This window comes from Dactylosporangium sp. NPDC049140, from assembly GCF_040648435.1.
On the sequence record NZ_JBEZDS010000011.1, the window covers coordinates 159,226 to 181,790 of the forward strand.

Annotated in this window: 26 protein-coding genes; 18 read left to right on the forward strand and 8 right to left on the reverse strand. The window is 73.3% G+C overall.

The window, feature by feature from the left end:
* Positions 1-3: 3 nt before the first annotated feature.
* Complete coding sequence (locus AB0B76_RS20420; RefSeq protein WP_360377433.1) at positions 4-948, reverse strand: helix-turn-helix transcriptional regulator; 945 nt, start codon at positions 946-948, stop codon at positions 4-6.
* Between the two features lie 2 nt (positions 949-950).
* Positions 951-1,895, reverse strand: coding sequence for a helix-turn-helix transcriptional regulator (locus tag AB0B76_RS20425; protein ID WP_360377192.1), 945 nt, complete (start codon positions 1,893-1,895; stop codon positions 951-953).
* 209 nt (positions 1,896-2,104) lie between these two features.
* Between AB0B76_RS20425 and AB0B76_RS20430 the strand changes: the two genes are divergently transcribed.
* The 4 genes from AB0B76_RS20430 (at position 2,105) to crcB (ending at position 3,885) form a co-directional block, all read left to right on the forward strand.
* Positions 2,105-2,452 (forward strand): STAS domain-containing protein, encoded by a 348-nt coding sequence (locus AB0B76_RS20430; RefSeq protein ID WP_360377194.1) that lies wholly within the window; start codon positions 2,105-2,107, stop codon positions 2,450-2,452.
* A 132-nt stretch (positions 2,453-2,584) separates the two neighbouring features.
* A complete protein-coding gene (locus tag AB0B76_RS20435) occupies positions 2,585-2,971 on the forward strand; it encodes a HEAT repeat domain-containing protein (protein ID WP_360377196.1) in 387 nt (128 codons plus the stop codon).
* A 108-nt stretch (positions 2,972-3,079) separates the two neighbouring features.
* Positions 3,080-3,526 (forward strand): CrcB family protein, encoded by a 447-nt coding sequence (locus tag AB0B76_RS20440; protein WP_360377199.1) that lies wholly within the window; start codon positions 3,080-3,082, stop codon positions 3,524-3,526.
* Positions 3,523-3,885 (forward strand): fluoride efflux transporter CrcB, encoded by a 363-nt coding sequence (crcB, locus tag AB0B76_RS20445; RefSeq protein WP_360377202.1) that lies wholly within the window; start codon positions 3,523-3,525, stop codon positions 3,883-3,885. Before AB0B76_RS20440 ends, crcB begins: the two co-directional genes overlap by 4 nt.
* On the opposite strand, the gene AB0B76_RS20450 is transcribed toward crcB, so the two are convergent.
* Positions 3,866-4,348, reverse strand: a complete 483-nt coding sequence (locus AB0B76_RS20450) for a GNAT family N-acetyltransferase (protein ID WP_360377205.1) — start codon at positions 4,346-4,348, stop codon at positions 3,866-3,868. The two genes, crcB and AB0B76_RS20450, sit on opposite strands and share 20 nt — an antisense overlap.
* Positions 4,349-4,412: 64 nt before the next feature.
* On the opposite strand from AB0B76_RS20450, the gene AB0B76_RS20455 reads away from it, so the two are divergent.
* The 4 genes from AB0B76_RS20455 (at position 4,413) to AB0B76_RS20470 (ending at position 9,886) form a co-directional block, all read left to right on the forward strand.
* Positions 4,413-4,757, forward strand: coding sequence for a helix-turn-helix transcriptional regulator (locus AB0B76_RS20455; protein ID WP_360377208.1), 345 nt, complete (start codon positions 4,413-4,415; stop codon positions 4,755-4,757).
* Positions 4,754-5,641 (forward strand): hypothetical protein, encoded by an 888-nt coding sequence (locus AB0B76_RS20460; RefSeq protein ID WP_360377211.1) that lies wholly within the window; start codon positions 4,754-4,756, stop codon positions 5,639-5,641. Before AB0B76_RS20455 ends, AB0B76_RS20460 begins: the two co-directional genes overlap by 4 nt.
* A gap of 72 nt (positions 5,642-5,713) precedes the next feature.
* Positions 5,714-8,881: an AAA family ATPase gene (locus AB0B76_RS20465; protein WP_360377214.1), complete on the forward strand. Its 3,168-nt coding sequence runs from the start codon at positions 5,714-5,716 to the stop codon at positions 8,879-8,881.
* A 33-nt stretch (positions 8,882-8,914) separates the two neighbouring features.
* Positions 8,915-9,886 carry a hypothetical protein gene (locus AB0B76_RS20470; RefSeq protein ID WP_360377217.1) on the forward strand — a complete coding sequence of 324 codons (972 nt, stop codon included), beginning with the start codon at positions 8,915-8,917 and terminating at the stop codon, positions 9,884-9,886.
* 33 nt (positions 9,887-9,919) lie between these two features.
* On the opposite strand, the gene AB0B76_RS20475 is transcribed toward AB0B76_RS20470, so the two are convergent.
* Entirely contained in the window at positions 9,920-10,474 is a 555-nt protein-coding gene (locus AB0B76_RS20475; RefSeq protein WP_360377220.1) for a hypothetical protein, read from the reverse strand.
* A gap of 36 nt (positions 10,475-10,510) precedes the next feature.
* Here AB0B76_RS20475 and AB0B76_RS20480 point away from each other — a divergent pair, with 36 nt between their 5' ends.
* The 3 genes from AB0B76_RS20480 (at position 10,511) to AB0B76_RS20490 (ending at position 13,403) form a co-directional block, all read left to right on the forward strand.
* Entirely contained in the window at positions 10,511-10,939 is a 429-nt protein-coding gene (locus AB0B76_RS20480) for a DUF3224 domain-containing protein (RefSeq protein ID WP_360377223.1), read from the forward strand.
* A 14-nt stretch (positions 10,940-10,953) separates the two neighbouring features.
* Positions 10,954-12,402, forward strand: coding sequence for a glutamate--tRNA ligase (gene gltX / locus AB0B76_RS20485; protein WP_360377226.1), 1,449 nt, complete (start codon positions 10,954-10,956; stop codon positions 12,400-12,402).
* A gap of 80 nt (positions 12,403-12,482) precedes the next feature.
* The gene (locus AB0B76_RS20490) at positions 12,483-13,403 is read left to right on the forward strand and encodes a cupin domain-containing protein (RefSeq protein ID WP_360377229.1); all 921 of its coding nucleotides are present in this window, start codon (positions 12,483-12,485) and stop codon (positions 13,401-13,403) included.
* A gap of 130 nt (positions 13,404-13,533) precedes the next feature.
* Here the strand turns inward: AB0B76_RS20490 and AB0B76_RS20495 are convergent, their stop codons facing one another.
* Complete coding sequence (locus tag AB0B76_RS20495; RefSeq protein WP_360377232.1) at positions 13,534-14,496, reverse strand: aldo/keto reductase; 963 nt, start codon at positions 14,494-14,496, stop codon at positions 13,534-13,536.
* A gap of 90 nt (positions 14,497-14,586) precedes the next feature.
* On the opposite strand from AB0B76_RS20495, the gene AB0B76_RS20500 reads away from it, so the two are divergent.
* Positions 14,587-15,174 carry a TetR family transcriptional regulator gene (locus tag AB0B76_RS20500; protein ID WP_360377235.1) on the forward strand — a complete coding sequence of 196 codons (588 nt, stop codon included), beginning with the start codon at positions 14,587-14,589 and terminating at the stop codon, positions 15,172-15,174.
* Here the strand turns inward: AB0B76_RS20500 and AB0B76_RS20505 are convergent.
* Complete coding sequence (locus tag AB0B76_RS20505; protein WP_360377238.1) at positions 15,133-15,585, reverse strand: hypothetical protein; 453 nt, start codon at positions 15,583-15,585, stop codon at positions 15,133-15,135. The two genes, AB0B76_RS20500 and AB0B76_RS20505, sit on opposite strands and share 42 nt — an antisense overlap.
* Before the next feature lie 35 nt (positions 15,586-15,620).
* Between AB0B76_RS20505 and AB0B76_RS20510 the strand changes: the two genes are divergently transcribed.
* The 5 genes from AB0B76_RS20510 (at position 15,621) to AB0B76_RS20530 (ending at position 21,122) form a co-directional block, all read left to right on the forward strand.
* Positions 15,621-16,466, forward strand: coding sequence for an endonuclease/exonuclease/phosphatase family protein (locus AB0B76_RS20510; protein WP_360377241.1), 846 nt, complete (start codon positions 15,621-15,623; stop codon positions 16,464-16,466).
* Between the two features lie 12 nt (positions 16,467-16,478).
* Positions 16,479-17,711 (forward strand): SLC13 family permease, encoded by a 1,233-nt coding sequence (locus AB0B76_RS20515; RefSeq protein ID WP_360377436.1) that lies wholly within the window; start codon positions 16,479-16,481, stop codon positions 17,709-17,711.
* A gap of 114 nt (positions 17,712-17,825) precedes the next feature.
* The gene (locus tag AB0B76_RS20520; protein ID WP_360377244.1) at positions 17,826-18,431 is read left to right on the forward strand and encodes a universal stress protein; all 606 of its coding nucleotides are present in this window, start codon (positions 17,826-17,828) and stop codon (positions 18,429-18,431) included.
* Between the two features lie 132 nt (positions 18,432-18,563).
* Positions 18,564-19,406, forward strand: coding sequence for a hypothetical protein (locus AB0B76_RS20525; protein ID WP_360377247.1), 843 nt, complete (start codon positions 18,564-18,566; stop codon positions 19,404-19,406).
* 153 nt (positions 19,407-19,559) lie between these two features.
* Positions 19,560-21,122: a polysaccharide lyase family 1 protein gene (locus AB0B76_RS20530; protein ID WP_360377250.1), complete on the forward strand. Its 1,563-nt coding sequence runs from the start codon at positions 19,560-19,562 to the stop codon at positions 21,120-21,122.
* A 57-nt stretch (positions 21,123-21,179) separates the two neighbouring features.
* Here AB0B76_RS20530 and AB0B76_RS20535 read toward each other — a convergent pair whose 3' ends face one another.
* Together AB0B76_RS20535 and AB0B76_RS20540 are read right to left on the reverse strand one after the other, a co-directional pair.
* Positions 21,180-21,575 carry a GNAT family N-acetyltransferase gene (locus AB0B76_RS20535; protein WP_360377253.1) on the reverse strand — a complete coding sequence of 132 codons (396 nt, stop codon included), beginning with the start codon at positions 21,573-21,575 and terminating at the stop codon, positions 21,180-21,182.
* An 11-nt stretch (positions 21,576-21,586) separates the two neighbouring features.
* A complete protein-coding gene (locus tag AB0B76_RS20540) occupies positions 21,587-22,129 on the reverse strand; it encodes a helix-turn-helix domain-containing protein (protein ID WP_360377256.1) in 543 nt (180 codons plus the stop codon).
* A gap of 88 nt (positions 22,130-22,217) precedes the next feature.
* Here AB0B76_RS20540 and AB0B76_RS20545 point away from each other — a divergent pair, with 88 nt between their 5' ends.
* On the forward strand, positions 22,218-22,559 hold the full coding sequence (locus AB0B76_RS20545) for a nitroreductase/quinone reductase family protein (RefSeq protein WP_360377258.1): 342 nt from the start codon (positions 22,218-22,220) through the stop codon (positions 22,557-22,559).
* Positions 22,560-22,565: the final 6 nt, after the last annotated feature.

Here is a 22,565-nt window from a genome sequence, read left to right on the forward strand (position 1 = left end):
CGGTCACAGGTCGCGCAGCGTGTCCGAGGGGAGCTGGCCGTACACGGCGTGGTAGTGCGCGGTGAACCGGCTGTGACTGGCGAAGCCCCAACGGGCCGCGACCGCGCCGACGGTCGTCGACGCCGGGTCCCCGTCGAGCAGGTCGCGGTGGGCGCGCTCCAGGCGGGCGCGGCGCAGGTACGCGCCGGGGGTCGTGTCCAGGTGCCGGCGGAACGCGAGCTGCAGCGTGCGGATCGTGACGTGCGAGGCCCCGGCCACGTCGGCCGGGCTGATGTCGCGGTGCGCGTTGTCGTCGATGAACGCGACCGCGCGGCGCAGGGTCGCCGGGTGGGCGTCGCGACGGTCCCCGACCGTCGGGTCGTGGCTCACGTTGCTCGGGAACGTGGCCAGCGCGGTGGCCAGCAGCAGCCGGGTGGCGTTGCCGGCCAGCAGCGGCTTGTGGGCGGCGGGGGTGCCGGCGATGTTGTCGCGCACGAAGTCGTAGGTGGTGCTCCACAGCCGCATGGCCTGGGCCGAGACCGGGTGGGTGCCGGTGAACCGGAACGGCTCCGCGCCGCGGCCGGCGTCGGTGTCGGCGACCAGGGCCAGCAGCGCCGGGTCGATGACCGCGAACTCCAGGTCGACGTCCACGTTCATCGACTGGTACGGCGAGTCCGGGTGCGCGATCAGGAAGATGTCGCCGGTCTCGTTGTCGGACTGGTCGGCGCCCCCGCGATACGAGAACGAGCCGCCGAGCACGCGGCCCATCGTGACCCGGTGGCTCGGGTCGGCGTCCACGTGGAAGCGCATCGTGAACGTGTTGTGGTGCAGCTCGATCGGCCCCACCGTGCGCCGCGCCACCCGCGCGCGGTGCCGCTCACCGGTGACGGTGACGCGCATCGCGCCGTAGGTCGCCACGAGCATCTGGTGGGCGGCCTCGACGTCGGTCGTCTCGAACAGCGTCGTCATGCTCACACTCGCAGGGTCCGGCTGGGGGGCCGGCCGTAGACGGCCCGGTAGTCCGCGGCGAAGCGCCCCGGGTTGGCGAAGCCCCGGCGGCGCGCGGTCTCGCGCACCGTGACGCCGCCGCCGGGGAAGGCCGCCCGCAGGTCGCGGTGTACGCGCCCGAGGCGGACGCGGCGCAGGTGCTCCATCGGCGTGAGGCCGAGGCGCCGCCGCAACGCGACCTGCAGCCCCCGCGACCCGACCCCCGCCTCGGCGGCGATGTCGGCGACGGTGAGCGGCCGGTCCGGGTTGGTCTGCATGAACTCGACCGCGCGGCGGACCACCGCCGGGGCGACGCGCCCGTCGGCGGGGGTGCGCGCGGCGGTCATCGTCGTGTTCGGGAAGACGCTGAGCAGGCTCAGCGCGCCGAGGCGCCGCAGCTGCCCGGCGATCAGCGGCGGCAGGTCGACGCCGGGCGCGGTCAGCTGGCGGGACAGGAACATGCCGGTGGCCGCCCAGTGCCGCCGCATCGCCTCCGACACCGGCAACGCCCCCTCGAACCGCAGGTCGGCCGCGGGCGGCCCGGACTCGGCCTCGGCCAGCCCGGCCACGTAGGCCAGCGGGAGGCCCACCGCGCCCATCGTCGAGCGGCCGTATTCGCCGAGAAACGGGTGCCCCATCGGGAACAGCATGCCGTCGTCCGGGCCCAGCGTGAAGTCCCGCCCGCGGACTCGCACAGCGATCTCGCCGCCCTCGACGACGGCCGCCAGCAGGTACCCGACCGGCTCCGACGCCGCCGCGTAGCCGACCCCGCCGAGCCGCAGCCGGACCCCGCTGAGCTCGCCGTGCTCCCGCGCGCGCATCGACAGGTCCACGTCGGCCGGGTCACCGAACGTGATCCGGGCCCGATGGGTGACGATATGGTGCAATGCGTCAGCGATCACGTCCCGGTCGCGGGTGTGAATCTCCATCAGGCCGGGCTCATCATGGTTGGGCGCCACGGACCACCTCCGATCCCGCGACGTTACCCGCTCAGCGCGCTGTTGTTTCGAAAACGCACATTCGCTCACGAGCTAAGTGGTGACATTGATCGTTCGCTTCTCGCGGTAGTGCCCCTTCGGAGTTCCCCGAGAGGCTGGAACACACCCGGCGCAACGACGAGACGGGGGCGACGATGGTCATGGACGACGATCGGACCGGCTGGATCACGGTGCGCAACCGCCAAGCGTCACGCACCGTGCTCGTGGTCGCCGGCGGGCGCCTGGAGCGCCTGAACCGCCCCCAGCTGGCCGCCGCCCTGCAGGCCGCGATCGCGGGCGGTCCCGACGCCGTCGAGGTCGACATCGGCCGGGCCACCCTGATCCACCCGGCGATCCTGCGCGCCCTGCTCGACGCCCGTGACCTGGCCGCCGAGCGCGGCTGCGGCTTCCGTGTCCTCGACCCGACCGGCCTGCCCGCCCGCATCCTGGAGGCCACCGGCACCCGCGCGGCCCTGTGCGGCCCGTCCCCGTCCCGCGTGCGCCGCTGACCGGCCCCGCAGGCCCCGCCCGCGTCCACTGTGGAGCGGTCCCGGGACGTTTCGAGTGTGTCCGCTTGGTTCTGGTATCTGCGCGAGAACCGCTGGCTGTGATCGCGACGCTCAGGCGGCATGATGGCCGCCATGGACGACGTGCAACAGCGGCTCGAGGCGTTCCGGACCGCGCCGGAGGGCAGCTACCTGGAGGAGTACCTCGGCGACCCACGCGTGGTGCCGTTTCTCGTCGCGCTGGTGGCCGACCCGGACGCGTACGACCTGGCGCGCATCGAGGCGATGACGGTGCTGCGACTGTGGCCGCCCGCCGACCCCGCCGCGGCCGGGCGGGCGCTCGCCGCGGCCCTGCGCGACGACGAGGACGAGCTCGTCCGGCAGCACGCGGCCATGGCCCTGGAGTCGTACGCCGGGGACGCCGAGGTCCGCGCGGTCCTCGCCGCCGCGGCCGAGGGGGACGACGACGAGAACGTGCGGTTCAACGCCCGGGCGGCGCTCGGCCGGCCTGCGCTAGAGTGAGCCCACGGCGGTGGGGCCCGCCGATCCCGGGACGCCCGGGATGAACCGCGACGACGCCAACGGTCCCTGCCAGCGGAGCTGCGCCACGCCCTGGTAGGGAGGAACACCGTGGACCCCGATGTCGATCTCCATGTGCCGGCCCAGCGGGCCGAGCTGCGGCCGAGCCCGTGGCCGGTGCTGGGCGCCATCTCGGCCGGCGGCGTGTGCGGGGCCCTCGCCCGCTACGGCGTCGCGCAGGCCTGGCCGCACGCCCGCGGCGGGTTCCCGTGGTCGACGCTGGTCATCAACGTCACCGGCTGCCTGCTGATCGGCGTGCTGATGGTCATCGTCACGGAGGTGGCCACCGAGCGCCGCCTGCTGCGCCCGTTCGCCGGGGTCGGAGTGCTCGGGGGGTACACCACCTTCTCGACCTATGCCGTGGACATCCATCAGACCGCGTCGGCCGGCTCGCCCTGGGCGGCGCTGGGCTATCTGGCGGCGACCCTCGTCGGCGCCATCCTGGCGGTGTGGGCCGGCAGCGCGCTGGCCGAGGCCGTCGTGCGGCGGGCGCGGTGACCGTCCTGCTGATCGCGCTCGGGGCGGCGGTCGGGGCGCCGATGCGGTACCTCACCGACCGCTTCGTCCAGTCCCGCCACGACTCCGCGTTCCCGTGGGGCACGCTCACCGTCAACGTGTTCGGGTCGATGCTGCTGGGCCTGATCTTGGGCCTGCCCGCGAGCGCGGCCGTCACGGCGCTGCTCGGCACCGGCTTCTGCGGCGCCCTGACCACGTACTCCACGTTCAGCTACGAGACGCTGAAGCTGGCCCGGACCGGGGCCCGCTTCTACGCGGCGATGAACGTGCTCGCCTCGGTCGTGGCCGGCCTGGGCGCCGCCGCCGTGGGGCTGATGCTGGCTACGGCTCTCGCCGCATGACGTACTCGGTGATCGAGGGATCGGGCGGGTAGGGCTGCGACTCCCCGGTCCGCCGGAAGCCGTGGCGCGTGTAGAGGCGCTCCGCGGCCGCGTTCGCGCCGACGACCCAGAGGTCAAGGGCCTTGAGGTCCCGCTGCTGTACCCACGCGAGCGCCTCGGCCACGAGCCGGTCCCCGACCCCGCGCCCCCGCCACGACGGGTGGACCCACATGCCGAAGAGCTCACCGGCGCCGTCGCGGTCCTCGGGCACCCACACGCCGGCGGTCCCGGCGACGCTCTGCTCCTCGCGGGCCACGGCCTTCAGCCCCTTGGCCGGCTCCAGCCACTCGCGCCAGCGCGACTCGCCGTAGGCCTGCTCGCGCTCGAGCGTCGAGGAGAACGCCTCCGGCGAGTCGGCGAGGGCGGCGAGCCGGACGTCGCGCCAGAGTTCCCAGTCGTCCGGTCCGAGTCGTTGTACGTCCACAACGTCATCGTCGCAGGCCCGACAATTGTGTTTTTGCTGTGCGGCGCATGGTACTGTGTGGCACATGGTAAACCCGGACGTCCACGACAAGCTCGAGCAGGAGCTGCGCCGGGGCGTCCTCGTGCTCGCCGTGCTCTCCCAGCTGCGCTCGCTGCGCTACGGGTACGAGCTGCGGCAGTCGCTGCTCGACCAGGGCCTGCCGATCGAGGAGGGCACGCTCTACCCGCTGCTGCGCCGGCTCGAGGCGCAGGGCGTGCTGAGCAGCGAGTGGCAGACCGCGGAGGGCAAACCGCGGCGGTACTACCGGCTCAGCGCCGAGGGCCTGACGCTGTACGAGCGGCTCACCTCGACCTGGCGCGGGCTCAACGAAGCGATGGGGCAACTGCTGGAGACTGGAGCGGCGCCATGACCACCGAAGACCTGATCGAGCGCTACGTCGCGGACGTGGTCGTGCTCCTGCCGCGCCGGCAGCGCCACGACGTCGCCCGCGAGCTGCGCGACCTGCTGGCCGAGGAGGCCGCCGGCGCGGACGACGTCACGGAGCTGCTGCGGCGCTTCGGCCACCCGGCGGACGTGGCGGCGCGCTACGGTACGCCGGTCGCCCTCATCGACCCGGTGGACACCCGCCGGTTCCTGACCCTCGCCGCGGGCGGCGCCGCCGTCATCCAGCTCGGCGCGTTCCTGGGCGAGCTCATCAAGCCCGTGCGCGACTTCCGCGCCGCGTCCGACGCCGCCTGGCCGGTCGTCTTCGCCTGGCTGGGCCTGCTCTTCGCGGGCTTCGCGGCCGCGGCCTGGTTGCGCCGCCGCCGCCCCGCCCAGTGGCGCCCGCGCCCGCTGCCGACCGACCGCGTGAACCGCCCGGCCCGCCTGGCCGGCGTCGCCTTCTTCGCGCTCGGCACCCTGATCCTGCTCGACCCGCCGGCCGCACTCCGCCTGGCGACGGGCGGGCGTGCGGCCCAGGCGGCGTACGACGCGCTCGCCTATGACGGGGCGTTTCTGCGGTACCGCGGCCCGATCGTCCTGACCCTGATGCTCGCGGGCATCGCGATCCAGGTCGTGCTCGCGCTCCTGGGCCGCTGGCGCGCACCGCTGGCGACCGCCGACCTCGCCTACAACCTGGTGCTGTGCGCGGTCCTGACGTGGGTCATCGGCGCCGGCCCGGTCTTCGCCGCGACCCCGGCGGACGAGACCGCGAAGTCCTTCGTCGCGCTCATCATCCTGGCGACCCTGATCGACGTGGCGGTGCGGACCCGCCGCCGCAGCGTGGCCCACGCCATGCACCACAACGCCTGAAACATGCCCGAACGACCCAGCCGTTCCATGCCCGTCGTTGGCTAGGTTGGGCTCGTGCGCCGAGAGCCGCCGATGACCTTCCGTGGAGCCCTGCAGATCCTCGGCCGTGACGACCCGCCCTGGCTCAAGCGCCTGGACGTGCTGCTCGGCGGCGCGGTCGTCGCCGCCGGGGTGGCCGGCGCGGCCTGGGGAGCGCCGCTGTTCGGGGCGGCGGTCCTCGGCGGCCTGTGGGCCTCGGTGGACCAGAAGAACGAGGTCATGGCCCTGCTGCGGGGCGGCATCGACAAGCTCGCGGGGCGCCTGGCCGCGACCGCGCTCTACGAGCGCGCCGAGCTGATCGCGGCGGCGCACACGACGATCGTGGCCGCATCGTACTTCGAGGTCCTGCACGAACGCCTGGACGAGGCCGGGCTGGGCGGCTTCCGCGTGCTGGACGCGGAGATGAAGAGCCTCGCGTCCGGCGGCCGGGCCGCGGGCGGCGGGGCCACTCTCGAGCGAACCCTGGCCATGACCGTGCCCGCGCCGAGCGCCGCCACCGGGTTCTGGGAGAACCGGCAGGCCGTCGCGGCCTGGTACGGCGAGCTGGGCGAGGCGGTGCGGAGCTTCCTCACGGGACTGTCCGGCGGGCCGGCCGCCGCGGCCGTGATCGACAAGGACATCGCCGCGGCGGCGGGCGCCCGGTACGTGTCGCGCTACCTCGAGCTCGCCGCCCGCGTTCCTGAGTTCCAGGTGTGGGCCAGCCTCGACGAACACGCCGCCACCCGGCAGGCCGTCCGTGACCTGCGGACCGCGGCCGACGAGGCGTTCGCCGGCCAGACCGAGGCGTTCGCCCGCTTCGAGCGGCTCCTCACCCTGATGAGCGCCGCGATCGAGGGGTGGCCGGACCTGGTCGCCCGGCTGCGGCGGATCAACCGGGTCGTGCTCGACCAGCCCGTCTTCCGGGCCCAGCCCGGCGCCGGCTCCGGGGGTGTGCGCTTCCCCCTGGTCCGCGACATCCACCTCAATCCGCGGTACCGGATCTGCCGATTCGTCCGCGGACAGTCGCGCCCGGCCGACGAGCAGTGGTGGGCGCACCTGCCGCCGCGGCCGGAGCTGGATCTCTGCCTCGCCTCCTACTTCGTGTCCGCCGAGGCCACCCGGCGGCCGCTGCTGCTGCTCGGGCACCCGGGCGCGGGCAAGTCGCTGCTCACCAAGGTCCTCGCCGCGCGGCTGCCGCCGAACGCGTACACGGTCGTGCGGGTGCCGCTGCGGTCGGTCAACGCCCACGGCCGCGTCCTCGCGCAGATCCAGGAGGCCCTGGCCGCGGCGACGAACGACGCGGTGCACTGGCGGCCGCTGGTCGAGCAGAGCCGGGGCTCCGTGCTGGTGGTGCTGCTCGACGGGCTGGACGAGCTGCTGCAGGCCACGCCGGACGACCGGACCGGATACCTGGAGGACGTCATCGCCTTCCAGGAGACCGAGGCCAACCTGGGCGCCCCGGTCGCCGTGGTGGTCACCTCGCGGACCGTCGTGGCCGACCGCGTCGACATCCCGGCCGACACCGTGGTGATCAAACTGGAGGACTTCGACGACGAGCAGGTCGGCTACTGGCTCGACGCGTGGGCGCGCGCGAACGCCGAGGGCGTCGCCTCCGGCGGCGTGCGGGCGCTCGGCCTCGCGTCGGCGCTCGACCGTCCGGAGCTCGCCCGGCAGCCGCTGTTGCTGCTCATGCTCGCGCTCTACGCCGCCGATCCGCAGGCTCCGGAGCTCGAGGCCGGCGTCTCCCGGACCGAGCTGTACCGCCGCCTCCTGGACGTGTTCGCCCGCCGCGAGATCGGCAACCGGGCCGCGCCCCCGGCGCCACACGAGCTCGAGGCGGCCGTCCGCGCACAGCTCGACCGCCTGTCCGTCGCCGCGCTGGCGATGTTCAACCGCGGGCGGCAGCACGTCACGGGGGCGGAGCTGGCCGCCGACCTGGTGAGCCTGGGCCTGGCCGAGCGCGAGGTCCCCAACGACACGCTGCCGGGCCGGCGCCTGCTCGGCGAGTTCTTCTTCGTCCACGTGGCCGAGGCGCAGGCGCGGGACGAGCAGCGGCGCGCCTACGAGTTCCTGCACGCGACCTTCGGCGAGTACCTCGTGGCCCGGCGGGTCGTGAACCTCCTCGCGGAGACCGCGGAGCAGACGTTCGCCGGCAGCTACGGCCGCCGGGAGCCCGACGACGCCCTGCTGTTCGCCCTGCTCAGCCACGAGTCGCTCGCGGTACGCAAGCCGATCCTGCACTTCGTGCGGGACCTGTTCGCGGGCCTGCCGGCCCGGGAGCGCGCCTGGACGCCGCAGCTGCTGGACCTGCTGTTCGCGCGGTACCGGCGGCGCGGCTCCGGCGTACGCTACGCCGACTACCGGCCCGTTGCGGTCGACCACGTCCGGGAGATGGCCGCCTACTCGGCGAACCTGGTCCTGCTGCGCACCACGCTCGCCGACCCGCCGGGCGCGGCCGTCGCCTTCCCGTCCTGGAACAGCACCGTGACGCTGTGGAAGGCGGCGCTCGATGCCGGCGCCTGGCTGGCGACGATCTCGGTCCTCTGCGCCCGCGACGACGGGGTGTGCGCCCTCTTCGAACAGCCCGAGCTCCCGGTCGATGTCGCCCACGCCCGACTGCTCGGCGATCGCCGGCTGGAGCGGACGCTGCGGTACGGCCTGGCGCTGACCGAGGACATCCACTACCCGGACCCGGGCGACGCGTGGCTCGACACGGTCGTGACGGCGGTGCTGCCGGACCTCGTGTGGGACTCCGGCCGGCCGCACCGCGCCGACTGGTTGCTGCCCGATCCGGTCGGCGACGTGCCGGACGAGGACGTCCGCACCGCACTTTCCGTGATCCGCCGCCGCGTCGAGATCGCCGAGCTGCCGGTTGGGCTCGAGGGCGCCGAGAATCTCGTGCAGTGGGTCGCCCGGCACTCGTCCGACCCGCAGGACCTCGCCGTTTTCGCGCTCTGGATGCGCAACTCCGTCGTTCGCGACGACATGCCGCAGCTCCGCGACCCGCTGATCTACGCCGACGATTTCGTGGCCTGGGCGCTGGCCCGGTACTTCGCCGGCCGGGGCACCTCCAAGGATGACGCGCCGGAGGCGCACGCCCTGGACACGGTCGAGACCCGGCTGCCGGACGAGTGGAAGGGCGTCGAACCGGGCCTCCTGGCCGAGATCATCGCGCAGACGGCGCTCTCCCACACGCCTCGCGGCCGTGTCAACCGTCGTTGACAGCACCCCCGCTTGTCAACTAGGGTTGACGGTATGGGGATTCGGGGTATCAACTACGACGTCGGGACGGTGACCGGGCCGTTCCACTCGCGGCCTGTGTTCGACGACGGGGAGACGCGGCGCGACCTCGCGGTCATTCGCGATGAGCTGCACTGCGACGCGGTCCGGGTCTCCGGGACCGATCGCGACCGGCTCCTGGCCACCACCGGGATGGCGCTCGAGCTCGGCCTCGAGGTCTGGCTCTCGCCGCAGCTGCACGACGCCGACGGTGACGGCACGCTCGCCAACGCCCGGGCCCTCGCGGCCGCCGCGCAGGAGCTCGACCCCGGGCGGATCGTGTTCCTCGCGGGGTGCGAGCTCACGCTGTTCATGCGCGGCATCCTCAAGGGTGACACGCTCTTCGAGCGGCTCCGGCCTCAGCAGATGCTGCGCATGCGGCTCCTCGGGGCGCACAACCGGCCGCTGAACGCGTTCCTGGGCAGGCTTTCGCGCGAGGTTCGCGACGTGTTCGGCGGGCGGGTCTCGTACGCCTCCGCGCCCATCGAGCGCGTCGACTGGGCGCCGTTCGACGTCGTGTGCGTCGACACCTATCGGGGGCGGCGGAACCGTACCGACTTCGGGGAGCGGTTCCGGCGGCATCTGGCGCACGGGAAGCCGGTCGTGGCGACCGAGGTGGGCTGCTGCACGTACCGCGGCGCCGAGCTGAAGGGCGGGCTCGCCTGGGCCATCGTCGACCGCGACGACCGCGACCGGCTCGCCGGGGCGTTCGTGCGCGACGAGGAGCTGCAGGCGGCCGAGGTCATGGACCTGCTGCGGATCCTCGACGCGGAGGGGGCCGCGGGCGCGTTCGTGTTCACGTTCGGCGTGCCCGCCCTGCCGCACCGCGCGGACCCCGTGCGCGACCTCGACATGGCCTCGTACGCCGTGGTGCGCACCTACGACGACGGGCACTGGGAGCCCAAGCGCCTGTTCCATGCCCTGGCCGCCCGCAACGCCCCGGCGTGACCGATGCTCGCGTTCGCCGTCGAGTGCGCGCGGTCAGCCGGACGGCTCCAGGGCCGGGTCGAGCACGCCGGCCGGGTTCCACGTCGCGTCCTCGCCGTCGGTGCCCGCGGCGGCCAGGAACGCGGCCTCGACCGGGCGCAGGTGGTCCAGCACGGCGGAGAGCCGGTACCGGTCGGTGAAGCGCGCCCCGTCCGGCCCGGCGAGCAGGCCGGCGATGGGCTCGTCGCCGCCGAGGGGGAGATCGGGGTACAGGCTGCCGCCCCAGAACAGGATCGCCGACTCGGCCTCGGCGCGCCGGCCGGCCGCGGCGAGCAGCAGCAGCTCGGTCTGGGTGGCGTCCCAGTCCTCGTGGTAGTCGTACAGGTACAGCTCCAGCATCCCCTCGCGGTGGCGGGCCAGCGTGAAACCGTCGGCGGCGCGGGCGGTCAGCCGTTGCCGTGCGGTCGCCGGCGCGGCGGGCGGGTCCCAGCCGTCGGGGGTGGCGCCGCCGATCGCCTCGGGGCCCGGGGCCGGCTCGTCCAGCCACGTCTCGAACGCCTCGCGTGACATCGGCATCCGGGCCGCCAGCATGTACGAACGTCCGCTCACCCGGACGATCCTAGGGCGCGGCGATAGGCTCCGGGCATGCGAGCCGATGGCACCTTCACCGTGAAGAGCTTCGTCCCCACGTCCGTCACGCCCGAGCCGGAGATCGAGACGGCACTGCCGGTCGGGATCGCGTGGATGGAGAAGGCGTTCGCGGGCGAGATCGAGGGCCGCGCGGCCACGCTGTTCACCGCCGCGTTCGACCAGGCGTCCGGCGCCGGGACGTACGTGGCGATGGAGTCCTTCGAGGGCTCGGTCGGCGGCCGCCGCGGCGCGTTCAACTTCGTGCACAGCGCATCGACGAGTGGCAGCGACCGCACCGGGGAGTACTTCACCATCGTCGCCGCGAGCGGCACCGGCGAGCTGGCCGGCATCACCGGCACCGGGGGCCTGGGGGTCGACGACGACGGCACCCACCGCATCTGGTTCGAGTACGACCTCCTGGAGTCCGGCGAGAACGGTGCGTAGGCTAAATTCGGTAAGTGAGCACTTCCGAGGCCCCCGTACGCACCCGCATCGCCCCGTCGCCGACCGGCGACCCGCACGTCGGGACCGCGTACGTCGCCCTGTTCAACCTGGCGTTCGCGCGCAAGCACGGCGGTGAGTTCATCCTCCGCATCGAGGACACCGACCGCACGCGTTACGTGGAGGGCAGCGAGGAGCAGGTCTTCGACACCCTGCACTGGCTCGGGCTCACCTGGGACGAGGGGCCGGACGTGGGCGGGCCCGCGAAGCAGTACCGGCAGAGTGAGCGGCTGCCCGTCTACCGCGAGGTCGCCGAGCGCCTGCTCGCCGACGGGCACGCCTACCTGTGCTGGTGCTCCTCGGAGCGGCTCACCCAGATGCGCACGCGCCAGCAGCAGCTGAAGATCCCCACCGGGTACGACCGGATGTGCTACGGCAAGACCCGCGAGGAGCGCGCCGAGCTGCCCGGCTTCACCGAGGTGCCGGTCATCCGCATGCTCGTGCCCCGCGAAGCCAAGATCTCGTTCGCGGACCTGATCCGCGGCAAGATCACTCCGCCCGACCCGGACGACCAGGTCATCCTGAAGGCCGACGGCTTCCCGACGTACCACCTCGCCGTCGTCGTGGACGACAACGCGATGGGCGTCACGCACGTGATCCGCGGCGAGGAGTGGATCAGCTCGACCGCCAAGCACCTGCTGCTGTACGGCTGGCTCGGCTGGACCCCGCCCACCTACGCGCACATGCCGCTGCTGCGCAACATCGACCGCTCGAAGATCAGCAAGCGCAAGAACCCCGCGGCGCGCCTGAAGTGGTTCCAGGAGGAGGGGTACCTGCCCGAGGCCCTCCTCAACTTCCTGGCGCTCATGGGCTACTCGATGCCCGACGGGCAGGAGGTCTTCACGTTCGACGAGATGGTCGAGTCGTTCGACTTCGCCCGCGTCAACCCGGTCGGCCCGGTCTTCGACATCGACAAGCTGAACTGGCTCAACGGGCATTACCTGCGCACCCTCGACGACGAGGCCTACCTGCGCGTCGCCGCGCCGTTCCTGCCCGAGGGCCTGGGCCCCGAGGACATCCGCCCGCTCGTGGTACCGCTGCGGGAGCGCACCAAGAAGCTTGCCGAGCTGCCCGAGCAGCTGGACTGGCTCGCCGCCGACACCGTCGCCGTCCAGGCCGCCGACCTGGCCAAGCATGGGCTGCCGGCCGGCGACGCCCGGGCGATCCTGGAGACGTTCGCGAAGAACCTCGAGGTGCTCGACCCGTTCGACAAGGACCAGATCACCGCCACCCTCGACCGGGTCGTGGCCGAGTCCGGCCTCAACCGCCGCCGCTCGTTCATGACCGCCCGGCTCGCGCTGGTCGGCAAGCCGGTCTCGCCGCCGCTGGACGACACCATGGTCGCGCTCGGCGCCGCGCGCACCGCGGGCCGCCTGCGCCGGGCGGCCGCGTCGATCGAGGGCTGAGCGCGAATCCGGTTGGGATGTCCGGACGTGGGTACCCCCGAGGTCACCCCGTCCGGATGAGCCCAGGAGGAGAGCCGCGGATGGCGATCGACGAAAGCCGCCAGGGCCTGCCGCGGTGCGTCTCGGTGGCGAGACAGGAGTTCGCCGAGCGGTACTGGGACCGGGCCCCGCTGCTCTCGCCCGGCCTGAGCGACTACCTCGACCTGCTGACCCTCGACGGCGTCGACGAGCTGCTCGGCGGCCGGGCGCTGCGCACGCCGTTCGTGCGGATGGCCAAGGACGGGCACGTCATCCCGGCCGCCCGCTACACCGGCGGGGGCGGCGCCGGCGCCGAGATCGGCGACCAGGTGCACGACGAGAAGGTCCTCGCGCTGCTCGCCGACGGGGCCACCCTGGTGCTGCAGGGCCTGCACCGCATGTCGCCGCCGCTCGTGGCGTTCGCGGCCACCCTGCGCCAGGAGCTCGGCACGCCGGTGCAGATCAACGCGTACCTCACGCCGCCGCAGAGCCGCGGCTTCGACCCGCACTACGACACCCACGGCGTGTTCGTGCTGCAGGTCAGCGGCCGCAAGCGGTGGCTCGTGCACGAACCCGTGCTCGAGGCGCCGGTGCCGCGCCAGGCGTGGGGCGGCGTCGCGGACGAGGTGGCCGCGGCCGCCGGGGCCCGGCCGGCGATCGACGCGGTCCTGACCCCCGGCGACGCGCTCTACCTGCCCCGCGGCTGGGTGCACGCGGCCACCACCGAGGGGGAGTGGTCCCTGCACCGACTCCTGCGCCGCCGCTCTTCGCACCGCCCTGGACGGCCGCCCGCACCGCGTGGGCGACCTGCCCGGCCTCGACGACGCCGACCGGATCGTGCTGACCCGGCGCCTGCTGCGCGAGGCCGCGCTCGTGCTGGCGTAAACCAGAGCGCCGCCGCGCTCGGGCCGGCGCCTGCTGCCCGCGCTCGACCGCTGGCGCGACCGCAGCCGTCGATGCCCCGTTCCCGCCTGGCGGTCTGAGGCCGGTATCCGACGGGCGAGCGCGGCCGGGGACTGCTGCTGACCCACCAGATGTGCGACCTCGTGGAGCTGTCGACCGGCCCCGCGGGCACGGCGATCCGGGTGCGCATGGGCCGTTGACATTTAGCCCCTAGACCCAGGTCGGGGTGCGGCCGCCCGCGTACCGGGCGCCGAAGCCACCCGTCGGGAGGATCTCGTCGATCGCGGCGAGGTCCTCCGGGCTCAGCTCCAGGCCGGCGGCGGTCGTGTTCTCCTCGACCCGGGCCAGGCTGCGGGTGCCCGGAATCGGCACGACCTGCTCGCCGCGGGTCAGCAGCCAGGCCAGGGCCAGCTGGGAGACCGTCGCGCCCTTGCCCTCCGCCAGCTCGGTGAGGCGCTGCACCGCCGCCAGGTTGCGCTCGTAGTTGCCCGGCTGCCAGCGCGGGTCCGTCCGGCGCATGTCGCTCGCGTCGTACTCGTCCGCCGGCTTCGCGCTGCCGGTGAGGAACCCGCGGCCCAGCGGCGAGTAGGCGACGAAGCCGATGCCGAGCTCGTCCAGCGTCGGGAACAGCTGCTCGGCGTCGCGCTCGAAGAGGGAGTACTCGGTCTGCAGTACCGACACCGGCAGCACCGCGTGCGCCCGGCGGATCGTCTGCGCGCCGGCCTCGCTCAGCCCGAAGTACTTGACCTTGCCCGCGTCGACGAACTCCTTGACCGTCCCGGCCACGTCCTCGATCGGCACGTTCGGGTCGACCCGGTGCTGGTACAGGACGTCGATCTGGTCCACGCCGAGGTACCGCAGGCTGTTGTCGACCACCTCGCGGATGTGCTCCGGCCGGCTGTCGTAGCCGAAGTCGCGGGTGAAGCCGAACTTGGTCGCGATCACGATCTCGTCGCGGAAGTCCCTGACCGCGCGGCCGACGGTCTTCTCGTTCTCGCCCCACCCGTACAGCTCGGCGGTGTCGAAGAACGTCACGCCGAGCTCGTGGGCGCGCCGGATGGTGGCGATGCCCTCCTGCTCGTCGCCCGGTCCGTAGGCGAGGTGGATGCCCATCGCGCCGTACCCGATCTCGGAGACGGTCAGCCCCTGCCGCCCTAGGGTGCGCTGTCGCATGTTCGTGCCTTTCTCGTGTTCCTGCCTACGATTGTCAGCCTACGACGAATCTGTCAGTGGCTGACAAGTTTGGCGGGTTACGCTGATCACGTGGGTTTGCGGGAACAGACGCGGGAAGCGGTGCGGGCGGCGCTCGCCGAGCGCGCCCTGGAGCTGTTCGACGAGCGCGGCTTCGACGCGACGAGCGTGGAGGACGTGGCCGCCGCGGCGGGGATCTCGGGGCGCAGCTTCCACCGGTACTTCCCGGCGAAGGAGGACGCCGTCCTCGGCGACGCCACCGCGGCCGGGCACCTGGTCGCCGCGACCCTGGCCGCCCGGCCGGCCGGGGAGTCGCCGTGGCGGGCGATGCGCGCGGCCTTGCAGCCGATCGCGGAGCTGTCCGACACCAACGCGGAGCGCACCCTGCGGGTCATGCGGGTGGTGAACGGCTCCGCCTCGCTGCGTGCCCGGCACCTGGAGAAGCACCTGATGTGGTCGCGGATCCTGACGCCGATCATGCGGGAGCGGCTCGGCCCCGGTCCGGGCGGCGACGTGCCTGCGCAGGCCCTCGTGTTCGCCGCGCTGTCGTGCCTGGATGTGGCGTACGCGGGGTGGATCGCGGACGGGGGAACCGGCCGGTTCGCCGACGTGCTGGATCTAGCGTTCGCGAGCGTCGGCGCCGAACAGGCCGGCCAGTAGCGGGCGGTACACCCGGGCCGACTCTCCCAGGGGCGTCGGCGCACACCACGCCGCGGCCCGGCCACGCCCCGCGATGTGCGCGAGGCCGGTCTTGAGCGCGGCGCCCTTGCCGCGGTTGGCCGGGTGGTGCAGCACGGTCGCGCCGAGCGCGCGGGCCGCGTCCAGCACCGCGGCCGCCGCGGGGCCGCTGCCGTCGTCGCCCTCGCGGCGGCCCGCGGGCGGCTCCGGCGCGCCCTCGGACACGCCGGCCCAGCCGCCCGTGAACACGATCCGTGCGGGCGCGCCGGCCCGGGCCACGTGCTCGGCGGCGGCGCCCACGCGGGCGAGGCTGTCGGCGGTGAGCGCCCACCCACCGCCGGCCGCGACGACCCCGCGACCGAAGACCAGCAGCGTGGCGGCGGGCGAGGGCATGACGCGACCGTAACCCGGTCGATATGCTGCCCGGCATGAGGGGGCGCGTTCTGCGACGCGTGGCGGCCCTGCTCGCCTGCGTCGCGGCCGGCGTGCTGGGCGCCGCGCCCGCGCCCGGGGAGGCGTCCCGGCCGCCGCTGCGGGTGCTGCAGCTCAACCTGTGCCACAGCGGGTTCGCGTCGTGCTACACGAGCCGGGCGATCGACGTCGCCGCGGCCGTCATGCGCGCCCACCGCCCCGACGTGGTCACGCTCAACGAGATCTGCGCCGGGGACGTCGAGGCGCTGGGCGCGGTGCTCGCGTGGGTGTTCCCGGGCGACACGATCGTGCGCGCGTTCGAGCCGGCGGGGGACCGGCGCACCGGCGGGCCGTTCGCGTGCGTGAACGGGGAGGAGTACGGCATCGGGCTCCTCGCCCGCATCGCCGGCCCGCGCCGCGCGACAGTGGTCGACGGCGGGCTGTACCCGGACCAGGACACCAACGACCCCGAGGAGCGCGCCTGGGTCTGCGTGCACGCGCGCGGGGCGTACCAGGCGTGCACGACGCACCTGGCCAACACCGTGCCCGCGGTCGCGTTCGCGCAGTGCCGGTACCTCTTCGGCAGCGCGATCCCGGCGATGCACACCAGCGCCGGGTACGAGCCCACCGTGACCGCCGGCGACTTCAACCTGCCGGACCGCGCCCAGGGCTGCGTGCCCGGCGACGCGTACGTCCGCGCCGACGACGGCTCGGTACAGTACGTGATCGCCACCGCCGACCACGTGCTGACCGCCACCACGCCGCTGGACCTCCAGCAGGCGACCGACCACCCCGGGCTGCTCGTGTCGCTCGCCTTCTGTTCGGTCGCGACCCGCGCTGCGGTGGCCCGATCTTGCACGTAAGCTGCCGCCGTGCTGGTCGTCGCGGTGCTGCTGCTGGTCGCGGTCCTCGCCTTCGCGGTGGCGCGGCCGTTCGGCCTGCCCGAGGCCGTGGCGGCGGTCCCGGCGGCGGCCCTGGCCGTGCTGTTCGGCCTCATCCCGTGGGGTGACGCCGCGGGCGAGGTGCGCGAGCTGGGCCCCACCGTGGGCTTCCTCGCCGCCGTTCTGCTGCTGTCGTACCTCGCGGAGGCGCACGGCGTCTTCGCGTACATCGGCGACCGGGCCGCCCGCCACTCCCGCGGCCGCCCGAAACGCCTCCTCGGCGCCGTCTTCGCCGCGGCCGCCCTGGTCACGGCGGCCCTCAGCCTCGACGCGACGGTGGTCCTGCTGACCCCGGTGGTCTTCACCGCCGCGCTGCGCATCCGGGCCCGCCCCGAGCCGCACGTCTACGCCTGCACCCACCTGGCCAACTCGGCGTCGCTGCTCCTGCCCGTCTCGAACCTCACGAACCTGCTCGCCTTCGCCGCGAGCGGCCTGGGCTTCGCCACCTTCGCCGGGCTCATGGCCGCGCCGTGGCTCGCGGTGGTCGGCGTCGAGTACCTCATCCTGCGCCGCTTCTTCGCCGCCGACCTGGCGGTGGCCTCGGACCCGCCCGCCGCCGAGCCGGTCGGGGCCCCGCGGTACGCCCTGGTCGTCCTGGCGCTGACCCTGGCCGGCTTCGCCGCGGGCCAGCCGCTGGGCGTGCACCCCGCCTTCGCCGCGGTGGCGGGCGCGGCGGCCTTGGCGGTCCCGCTCGTCCGCGCCCGCAAGCTCGCCCTGCCGGCCGCGATCCGGGCCGCGAACCCGGCGTTCTGCGCGTTCGTCTTCGGCCTGGGCGTCGTGGTCCTGGCGGTGCGCGAGCACGGCCTGGGGGCGCTGGTCGACACGCTGACCCCGGGCGGCGCGTCGTTCCTGGGCCTGCTGGCCGTGGCGGGGCTGGCCGCGCTGCTGGCGAACGTGCTGAACAACCTCCCGGCGACCCTCGTGCTGCTGCCGGCCGTCCAGCACAACCCGGGCCTGCTCCTGGCCGTGCTGATCGGGGTGGACGTGGGCCCGAACCTGACGTACGTGGGCTCGCTGGCGACCCTCCTCTGGCGCCAGATCCTGCACGCGCGGGACGCGGCGCCGTCGGCGTCCCAGTTCCTGCGCCTGGGCTTGCTGACGGTGCCGGCGGCGCTGGTGGCGGCGGTGGCGGCGCTCTGGGCGGGCTTGCGGATCGCGGGCGTTTGAGCGGATATGTCGGGCGCTTCGCGCCACGACATATCCGATTTATACCCTGTCGGGGTATTCGGTAAATTCCTCCAGCGGTGGCGGGCTCACTGGATCATCTGCGAACCTCAGGGCATGAACGTGCTCGTCTGGCTCGCCGAGGGCACCTGGGCCGCCGCCGCCACGGCCGCCGCGCGCCACGCCCCTACCGGCGCGCGCATCACGCTGCTGCACGTCGTCGACCCGGCCGCGGCCGGCGAGGTGAGCGGGGCCTGGAGCGGCCTGCTCGGGCGGGGGCACCGCGACCCGGGGCCGGCGATGGAGGCCGCCGCCGAGGCCGCCGAACGGGATCTGCTCGCCGCGGCCGCCGAGCGCCTGGGCCGCCCGGTCGAGATCGAGATCCGCCGCGGCCGTACCGAGCACGAGGTTGTCGCCGCCTGTAACGACCTCGGCGCCGATCTGCTGGTGGTCGCGCGGGACGGCGACCGTACCCGGGTGGGTCCGCGCAGCCTGGGGCGCCACACCCGATTCGTCGTGGACCATGCGCCGTGTCCGGTCCTGCTCGTCTGGCCGGAGCAGCCGCTGATCACCACTCCGCCGCCGCCTCCGCCGCCGGGTGCCGAACCGCCGCCTCCGCCGCCTCCGCACCATGGGGGACCGCCGCCGCCTCCGCGTGGGGGCCCGCCGCCGTCTCCGCACCACGAGGGCCCGCCGCCTCCGCCCCACGGTGCCCGTCAATAGCCCCGCCGTCGGGTCGGGGGTGCGATCATGCCGGCCTCCGCACCGATAAATCCCCGGACGGGGTATAAATCCGACATGTCGCGGCGCGAAGCGCCCGACATGTCGATCCCCCCGGCCAGGTAAATTCGCAGCGTGAAGACGGCCAGCCCCAGGTACGCGCTGCGCCGCGCCGACCTCGACGGCGCCGCCTGCCCCGTTCCGCCCGAGTGCGCCGACGCCGCGACCGTGCTGCTCGACCACCGCGCCCACGGCACGACCCCGACGCGCCAGGTGTTCGACGCCGAGGTCGAGGAGGACGGCCGGGTCGGGGTCGCGTGGCCCGAGGACGTCCACGTGGGCGTGCTCGTCGCCGTCACGTGGCAGCCGGCGCGCCGGCAGATCGTGCTGCGCACGGTACCGCTGGATGAGCCCTTGAAGGTCGACGGCGTCGCGTACTTCCACGAGTACGACCCCTTGACCGTCACCCACGAGTTCCGCCCGGCGAACTCGAACCGGGGCAAGGTGCTCGACGCGGTGCGCAAGTACGGCCGGGTGTTCGACGACGGCAGTGCCGTGTTCCCGGAGGGCGATCTCGTCAGGCGCGCCGGGCTCGGCAAGGGCGCCCGCGGGACGTTTCTGCTCCGCAACGCCGTCGAGCAGCTCATCCGCGAGGGGTACGTCACCCGCGTCGCCGGCAGCCTCGACGCCGGCGGGCGGCCGTCGTTCCCGCCCGGCGACGGGGCCGAGGCGGTACCGATGCTGTTCTACGCGCCGCTGATCGAGCCCGCGGCGCGGCCCGACGAGCCCGCCGAGCACGACCCCTCCAACCGGCACGAGCACTGGGTCGCCGGGTTCATCCGAAAGTTGCAGCCCGGCACCCGGCCGTCCCCGCGCGCTCTGGCCCTGCACCGCCAGGCGATCGACAACGGGCAGTTCCCGGACGAGCCGCTGGCCCCCGGCTTCACGTTCGTGAAGAAGCACCACCGCAACGGCTGATGCGGGCCCGAGGCATCGACGGCTGCAACAATCCTGCAAACGCCGATCCATTGACTTCCGTTCGACCGAGCGTCAGTTTGATGAGGAATGCGCTTTCCTAGCGGCCGCGGGAAACAGCGACACCCCTCTCGAGCGAGACGAAGGTGAACGAGGATGAGACGACCAGTCGCGTTGCGGCTTCTGGCGGTCGGTGCGGCAGGCGCCGCCACTGCGATCGGCGTGGCACTCGTGGTACCGCAGGCGTCGGCGGCGACCGGCGGTGTCACCGGGTACGCGACCCAGAACGGCGGCACCACGGGCGGCGCCGGCGGGCAGACGGTCCGGGCCACCACGGGCACCGCGATCCACACCGCCCTGTGCAACCGGGCGTCGAGCAGCACCCCGATCACCATCCAGGTCGAGGGCACCATCACCGTCGGAAACACCGCCAAGGTTTCCGGCGACAGCTGCAACACCGCCGCCGGGGTCATCGAGCTCAAGCAGATCAGCAACGTGACGATCGTCGGGGTCGGCGGCGGCGCCGTCTTCGACCAGATCGGCATCCACATCCGCGAGTCCAGCAACATCATCATCCAGAACGTGACCGTGCAGAACGTGAAGAAGTCGGGCTCGCCCACGTCGAACGGCGGCGACGCCATCGGCATGGAGAGCAGCGTCCACAACGTCTGGGTGGACCACAACTCGCTGCTGGCGTCGGGCGGTGAGGACCAGGGCTACGACTCGCTCATCGACATGAAGGCCGGCACGAACTACGTGACCGTCTCGTACAACACGCTGCGCAACTCCGGCCGGGGCGGCCTCATCGGGTCGAGCGACAGCGACACGGGCAACGGCCCGGTGACGTTCCACCACAACCTGTACCAGAACATCGACTCCCGCACGCCGCTGCTGCGCGCCGCCACCGCGCACATCTACAACAACTACTACGTCAGCCTGAACAAGTCGGGCATCAACCCGCGCGACGGCGGCAAGGCCAAGGTCGAGAACAACTACTTCAAGGACTCCGCCGACGTCCTGGGCACGTTCTACACCGACCTGATGGGCGGCTGGCAGGTCGCCGGCAACATCTTCGACAACGTGACGTGGACCAGCCCGGGCACCGAGAACCACCCGGCCGGTCCGAACGTGCAGTCCAACACGAGCGTCAGCATCCCGTACTCGTACAGCCTCGACGCCGCCAGCTGCGTGCCGACCGTCGTCACGCAGACCGCCGGAGCCAACAAGGGCCTGCAGGTGTCCAACGGCTCCTGCACGGTGACGACTCCGACCGCCACCACGGGCGGGCCGACCGTCACCGCCAGCCCGACGCGGAGCGCGACCCCGACGCCGACGCCGTCGCAGTCGCAGCCGTCGGGCACCAACCTCAGCATCGGGGCCGGCGCGGACGGCTCCAGCAAGGGCGGCGGGACAAGCTACGGCAACGTCATCGACGGCAGCCTCAGCACCTACTGGTCGCCGTCGGGCTCGACCGGCGACATCTCGGTCAAGTGGAGCTCCGCCAAGTCGATTTCCAAGATCAACATCCGTGAGGCGTCCGGCGCCGCCGGCACCATCGGATCCTGGCAGGTCATCAACGCCGACAACGGCGCCGTGCTGAAGTCCGGCAGCGGCGCGGGCGTCATCAGCTTCACGTCGACGTCGCTGAAGAAGGTCACGTTCAGGATCACCGGCGCTTCGGGGACACCCCAGGTCGCCGAGTTCGAGACCTACGCCTGATCCTCCCGGGCCCAAGGTGCGGTGACCGCCGGTCGCGGCGGTCACCGCACTCCTGCGCTACAGCGGCTTGGTGCACACCACGTCAGGGGCCGGAAGATATCCGTGGTACCGCCAGAAGGCGAGCCCGGCCGCATTGTCCGGCAGCACGAACAGGTTGATCCGCGGGCAGCCGAGCGCCTTCAGCCGGCGCTCGAGCTCGGCGACGAGCCGGGTCGCGATCCCCTCCCGGCGGCGGGCCGGGTCGACCGCCAGGCGCAGGATGAAGCCGCGCCGCCCGTCGTACGTCCCCAGGATGACCCCGGCGATCGTCCCGTCGGACGCGACCAGGAACAGTTCCGGGTCGCGTTCCAGCTTCGCCTCCAGCTCGGCCCGGGGCAGTGGGTCGCTGCCGGCCGTGCGCCACACGGAGACGACGGCGTCGTAGTCGGCCCAGCCGAACTCGCGAATGCGCAAGGAACCCTCTTTCATCGGGCGGCGAACCCGTCCAGCAGGTACGCCACGAGGCGCCCCGAGTCCGTGACCCCGCAGTTGGCCTGCAGGATGAGCAGCAGATCATCCGGTACGAAGTCCGCACGCAGCCGCCCGGCGGCCTGGGCCCGGCCGGCCAGCTCGGCGAACGCCGCCACGCCCCGGGCCTTCTCGCGTTCCAGGTCGAACACGCCCGGGAACGCGGCGAGCGCGGCGGCGGCGAACCCCCGGTCGGCGGCCTGCATGGCGCACACCCGCTCTACGACCGTGCGGAAACCGTGCCATGGGTCCGGGTCGGCGAGCGCGTCGTCGAGCACGGCCTCGCACGCGGCGAACTGGTCGGCGAACACCTCGGTGACCAGCGCCTCCCGGGTCGGGAACCGCCGGTAGAGGGTTGCCACCCCGACGCCCGCGTGCCGTGCGACGGCCGCCATCGGGACGTCGATCCCGCGCTCGGCGAAGAGGGTGCCGGCGACCTCGACGATCCGGTCCCGGTTCTGCCGTGCGTCGGACCGCAACTGAGAAGCCCCGTGACCCATGTTGCTCACTTTAGCGGCAACTGGACAGGGGGCTCCACTTCGGCGGTACCGTTGCCGCGCAAGCGAATCCGACCGAGAGGACGACACCGTGGAGCTGCCTCGGGGCGCCGTGCGCCGCGTCAACGCCTGTGTGCTGCGGCTGCGGGACTCGCCCCGCCTCGGCCGTGTCGTACGGCGCCGCCTGACCGTCGTCACGTACACGGGTCGCCGTTCCGGGAACACCTTCAGCACGCCGGTGGCGTACCGGCGTACCGGCGACACCGTGCTCATCGGTGTGCAGTTCCCGGACGCCAAGGCGTGGTGGCGCAACTTCCTGGGCGCCGGCGGCCCGATCAGCCTGCACCTGGACGGCGAGGACCGGCCGGGCCACGCCGTGTCCCGCCGCGACGAGCGGGGCCGGGTCAGCGTCACCGTCACCCTGGACGACTGACCCGGC

Bases quoted from the DNA above. Each gene is read 5' to 3' on its own strand.
- AB0B76_RS20435 (WP_360377196.1), top strand. From the start codon at position 2,585: ATGGACGACGTGCAACAGCGGCTCGAGGCGTTCCGGACCGCGCCGGAG.
- AB0B76_RS20420 (WP_360377433.1), bottom strand. From the start codon at position 948: ATGACGACGCTGTTCGAGACGACCGACGTCGAGGCCGCCCACCAGATG.
- AB0B76_RS20540 (WP_360377256.1), bottom strand. From the start codon at position 22,129: ATGGGTCACGGGGCTTCTCAGTTGCGGTCCGACGCACGGCAGAACCGG.
- AB0B76_RS20425 (WP_360377192.1), bottom strand. From the start codon at position 1,895: ATGGAGATTCACACCCGCGACCGGGACGTGATCGCTGACGCATTGCAC.
- AB0B76_RS20480 (WP_360377223.1), top strand. From the start codon at position 10,511: ATGCGAGCCGATGGCACCTTCACCGTGAAGAGCTTCGTCCCCACGTCC.
- AB0B76_RS20520 (WP_360377244.1), top strand. From the start codon at position 17,826: ATGAACGTGCTCGTCTGGCTCGCCGAGGGCACCTGGGCCGCCGCCGCC.
- AB0B76_RS20455 (WP_360377208.1), top strand. From the start codon at position 4,413: ATGGTAAACCCGGACGTCCACGACAAGCTCGAGCAGGAGCTGCGCCGG.
- AB0B76_RS20430 (WP_360377194.1), top strand. From the start codon at position 2,105: ATGGACGACGATCGGACCGGCTGGATCACGGTGCGCAACCGCCAAGCG.
- AB0B76_RS20470 (WP_360377217.1), top strand. From the start codon at position 8,915: ATGGGGATTCGGGGTATCAACTACGACGTCGGGACGGTGACCGGGCCG.
- AB0B76_RS20490 (WP_360377229.1), top strand. From the start codon at position 12,483: ATGGCGATCGACGAAAGCCGCCAGGGCCTGCCGCGGTGCGTCTCGGTG.
- AB0B76_RS20530 (WP_360377250.1), top strand. From the start codon at position 19,560: ATGAGACGACCAGTCGCGTTGCGGCTTCTGGCGGTCGGTGCGGCAGGC.
- AB0B76_RS20505 (WP_360377238.1), bottom strand. From the start codon at position 15,585: ATGCCCTCGCCCGCCGCCACGCTGCTGGTCTTCGGTCGCGGGGTCGTC.
- AB0B76_RS20495 (WP_360377232.1), bottom strand. From the start codon at position 14,496: ATGCGACAGCGCACCCTAGGGCGGCAGGGGCTGACCGTCTCCGAGATC.
- AB0B76_RS20460 (WP_360377211.1), top strand. From the start codon at position 4,754: ATGACCACCGAAGACCTGATCGAGCGCTACGTCGCGGACGTGGTCGTG.
- AB0B76_RS20510 (WP_360377241.1), top strand. From the start codon at position 15,621: ATGAGGGGGCGCGTTCTGCGACGCGTGGCGGCCCTGCTCGCCTGCGTC.
- AB0B76_RS20465 (WP_360377214.1), top strand. From the start codon at position 5,714: ATGACCTTCCGTGGAGCCCTGCAGATCCTCGGCCGTGACGACCCGCCC.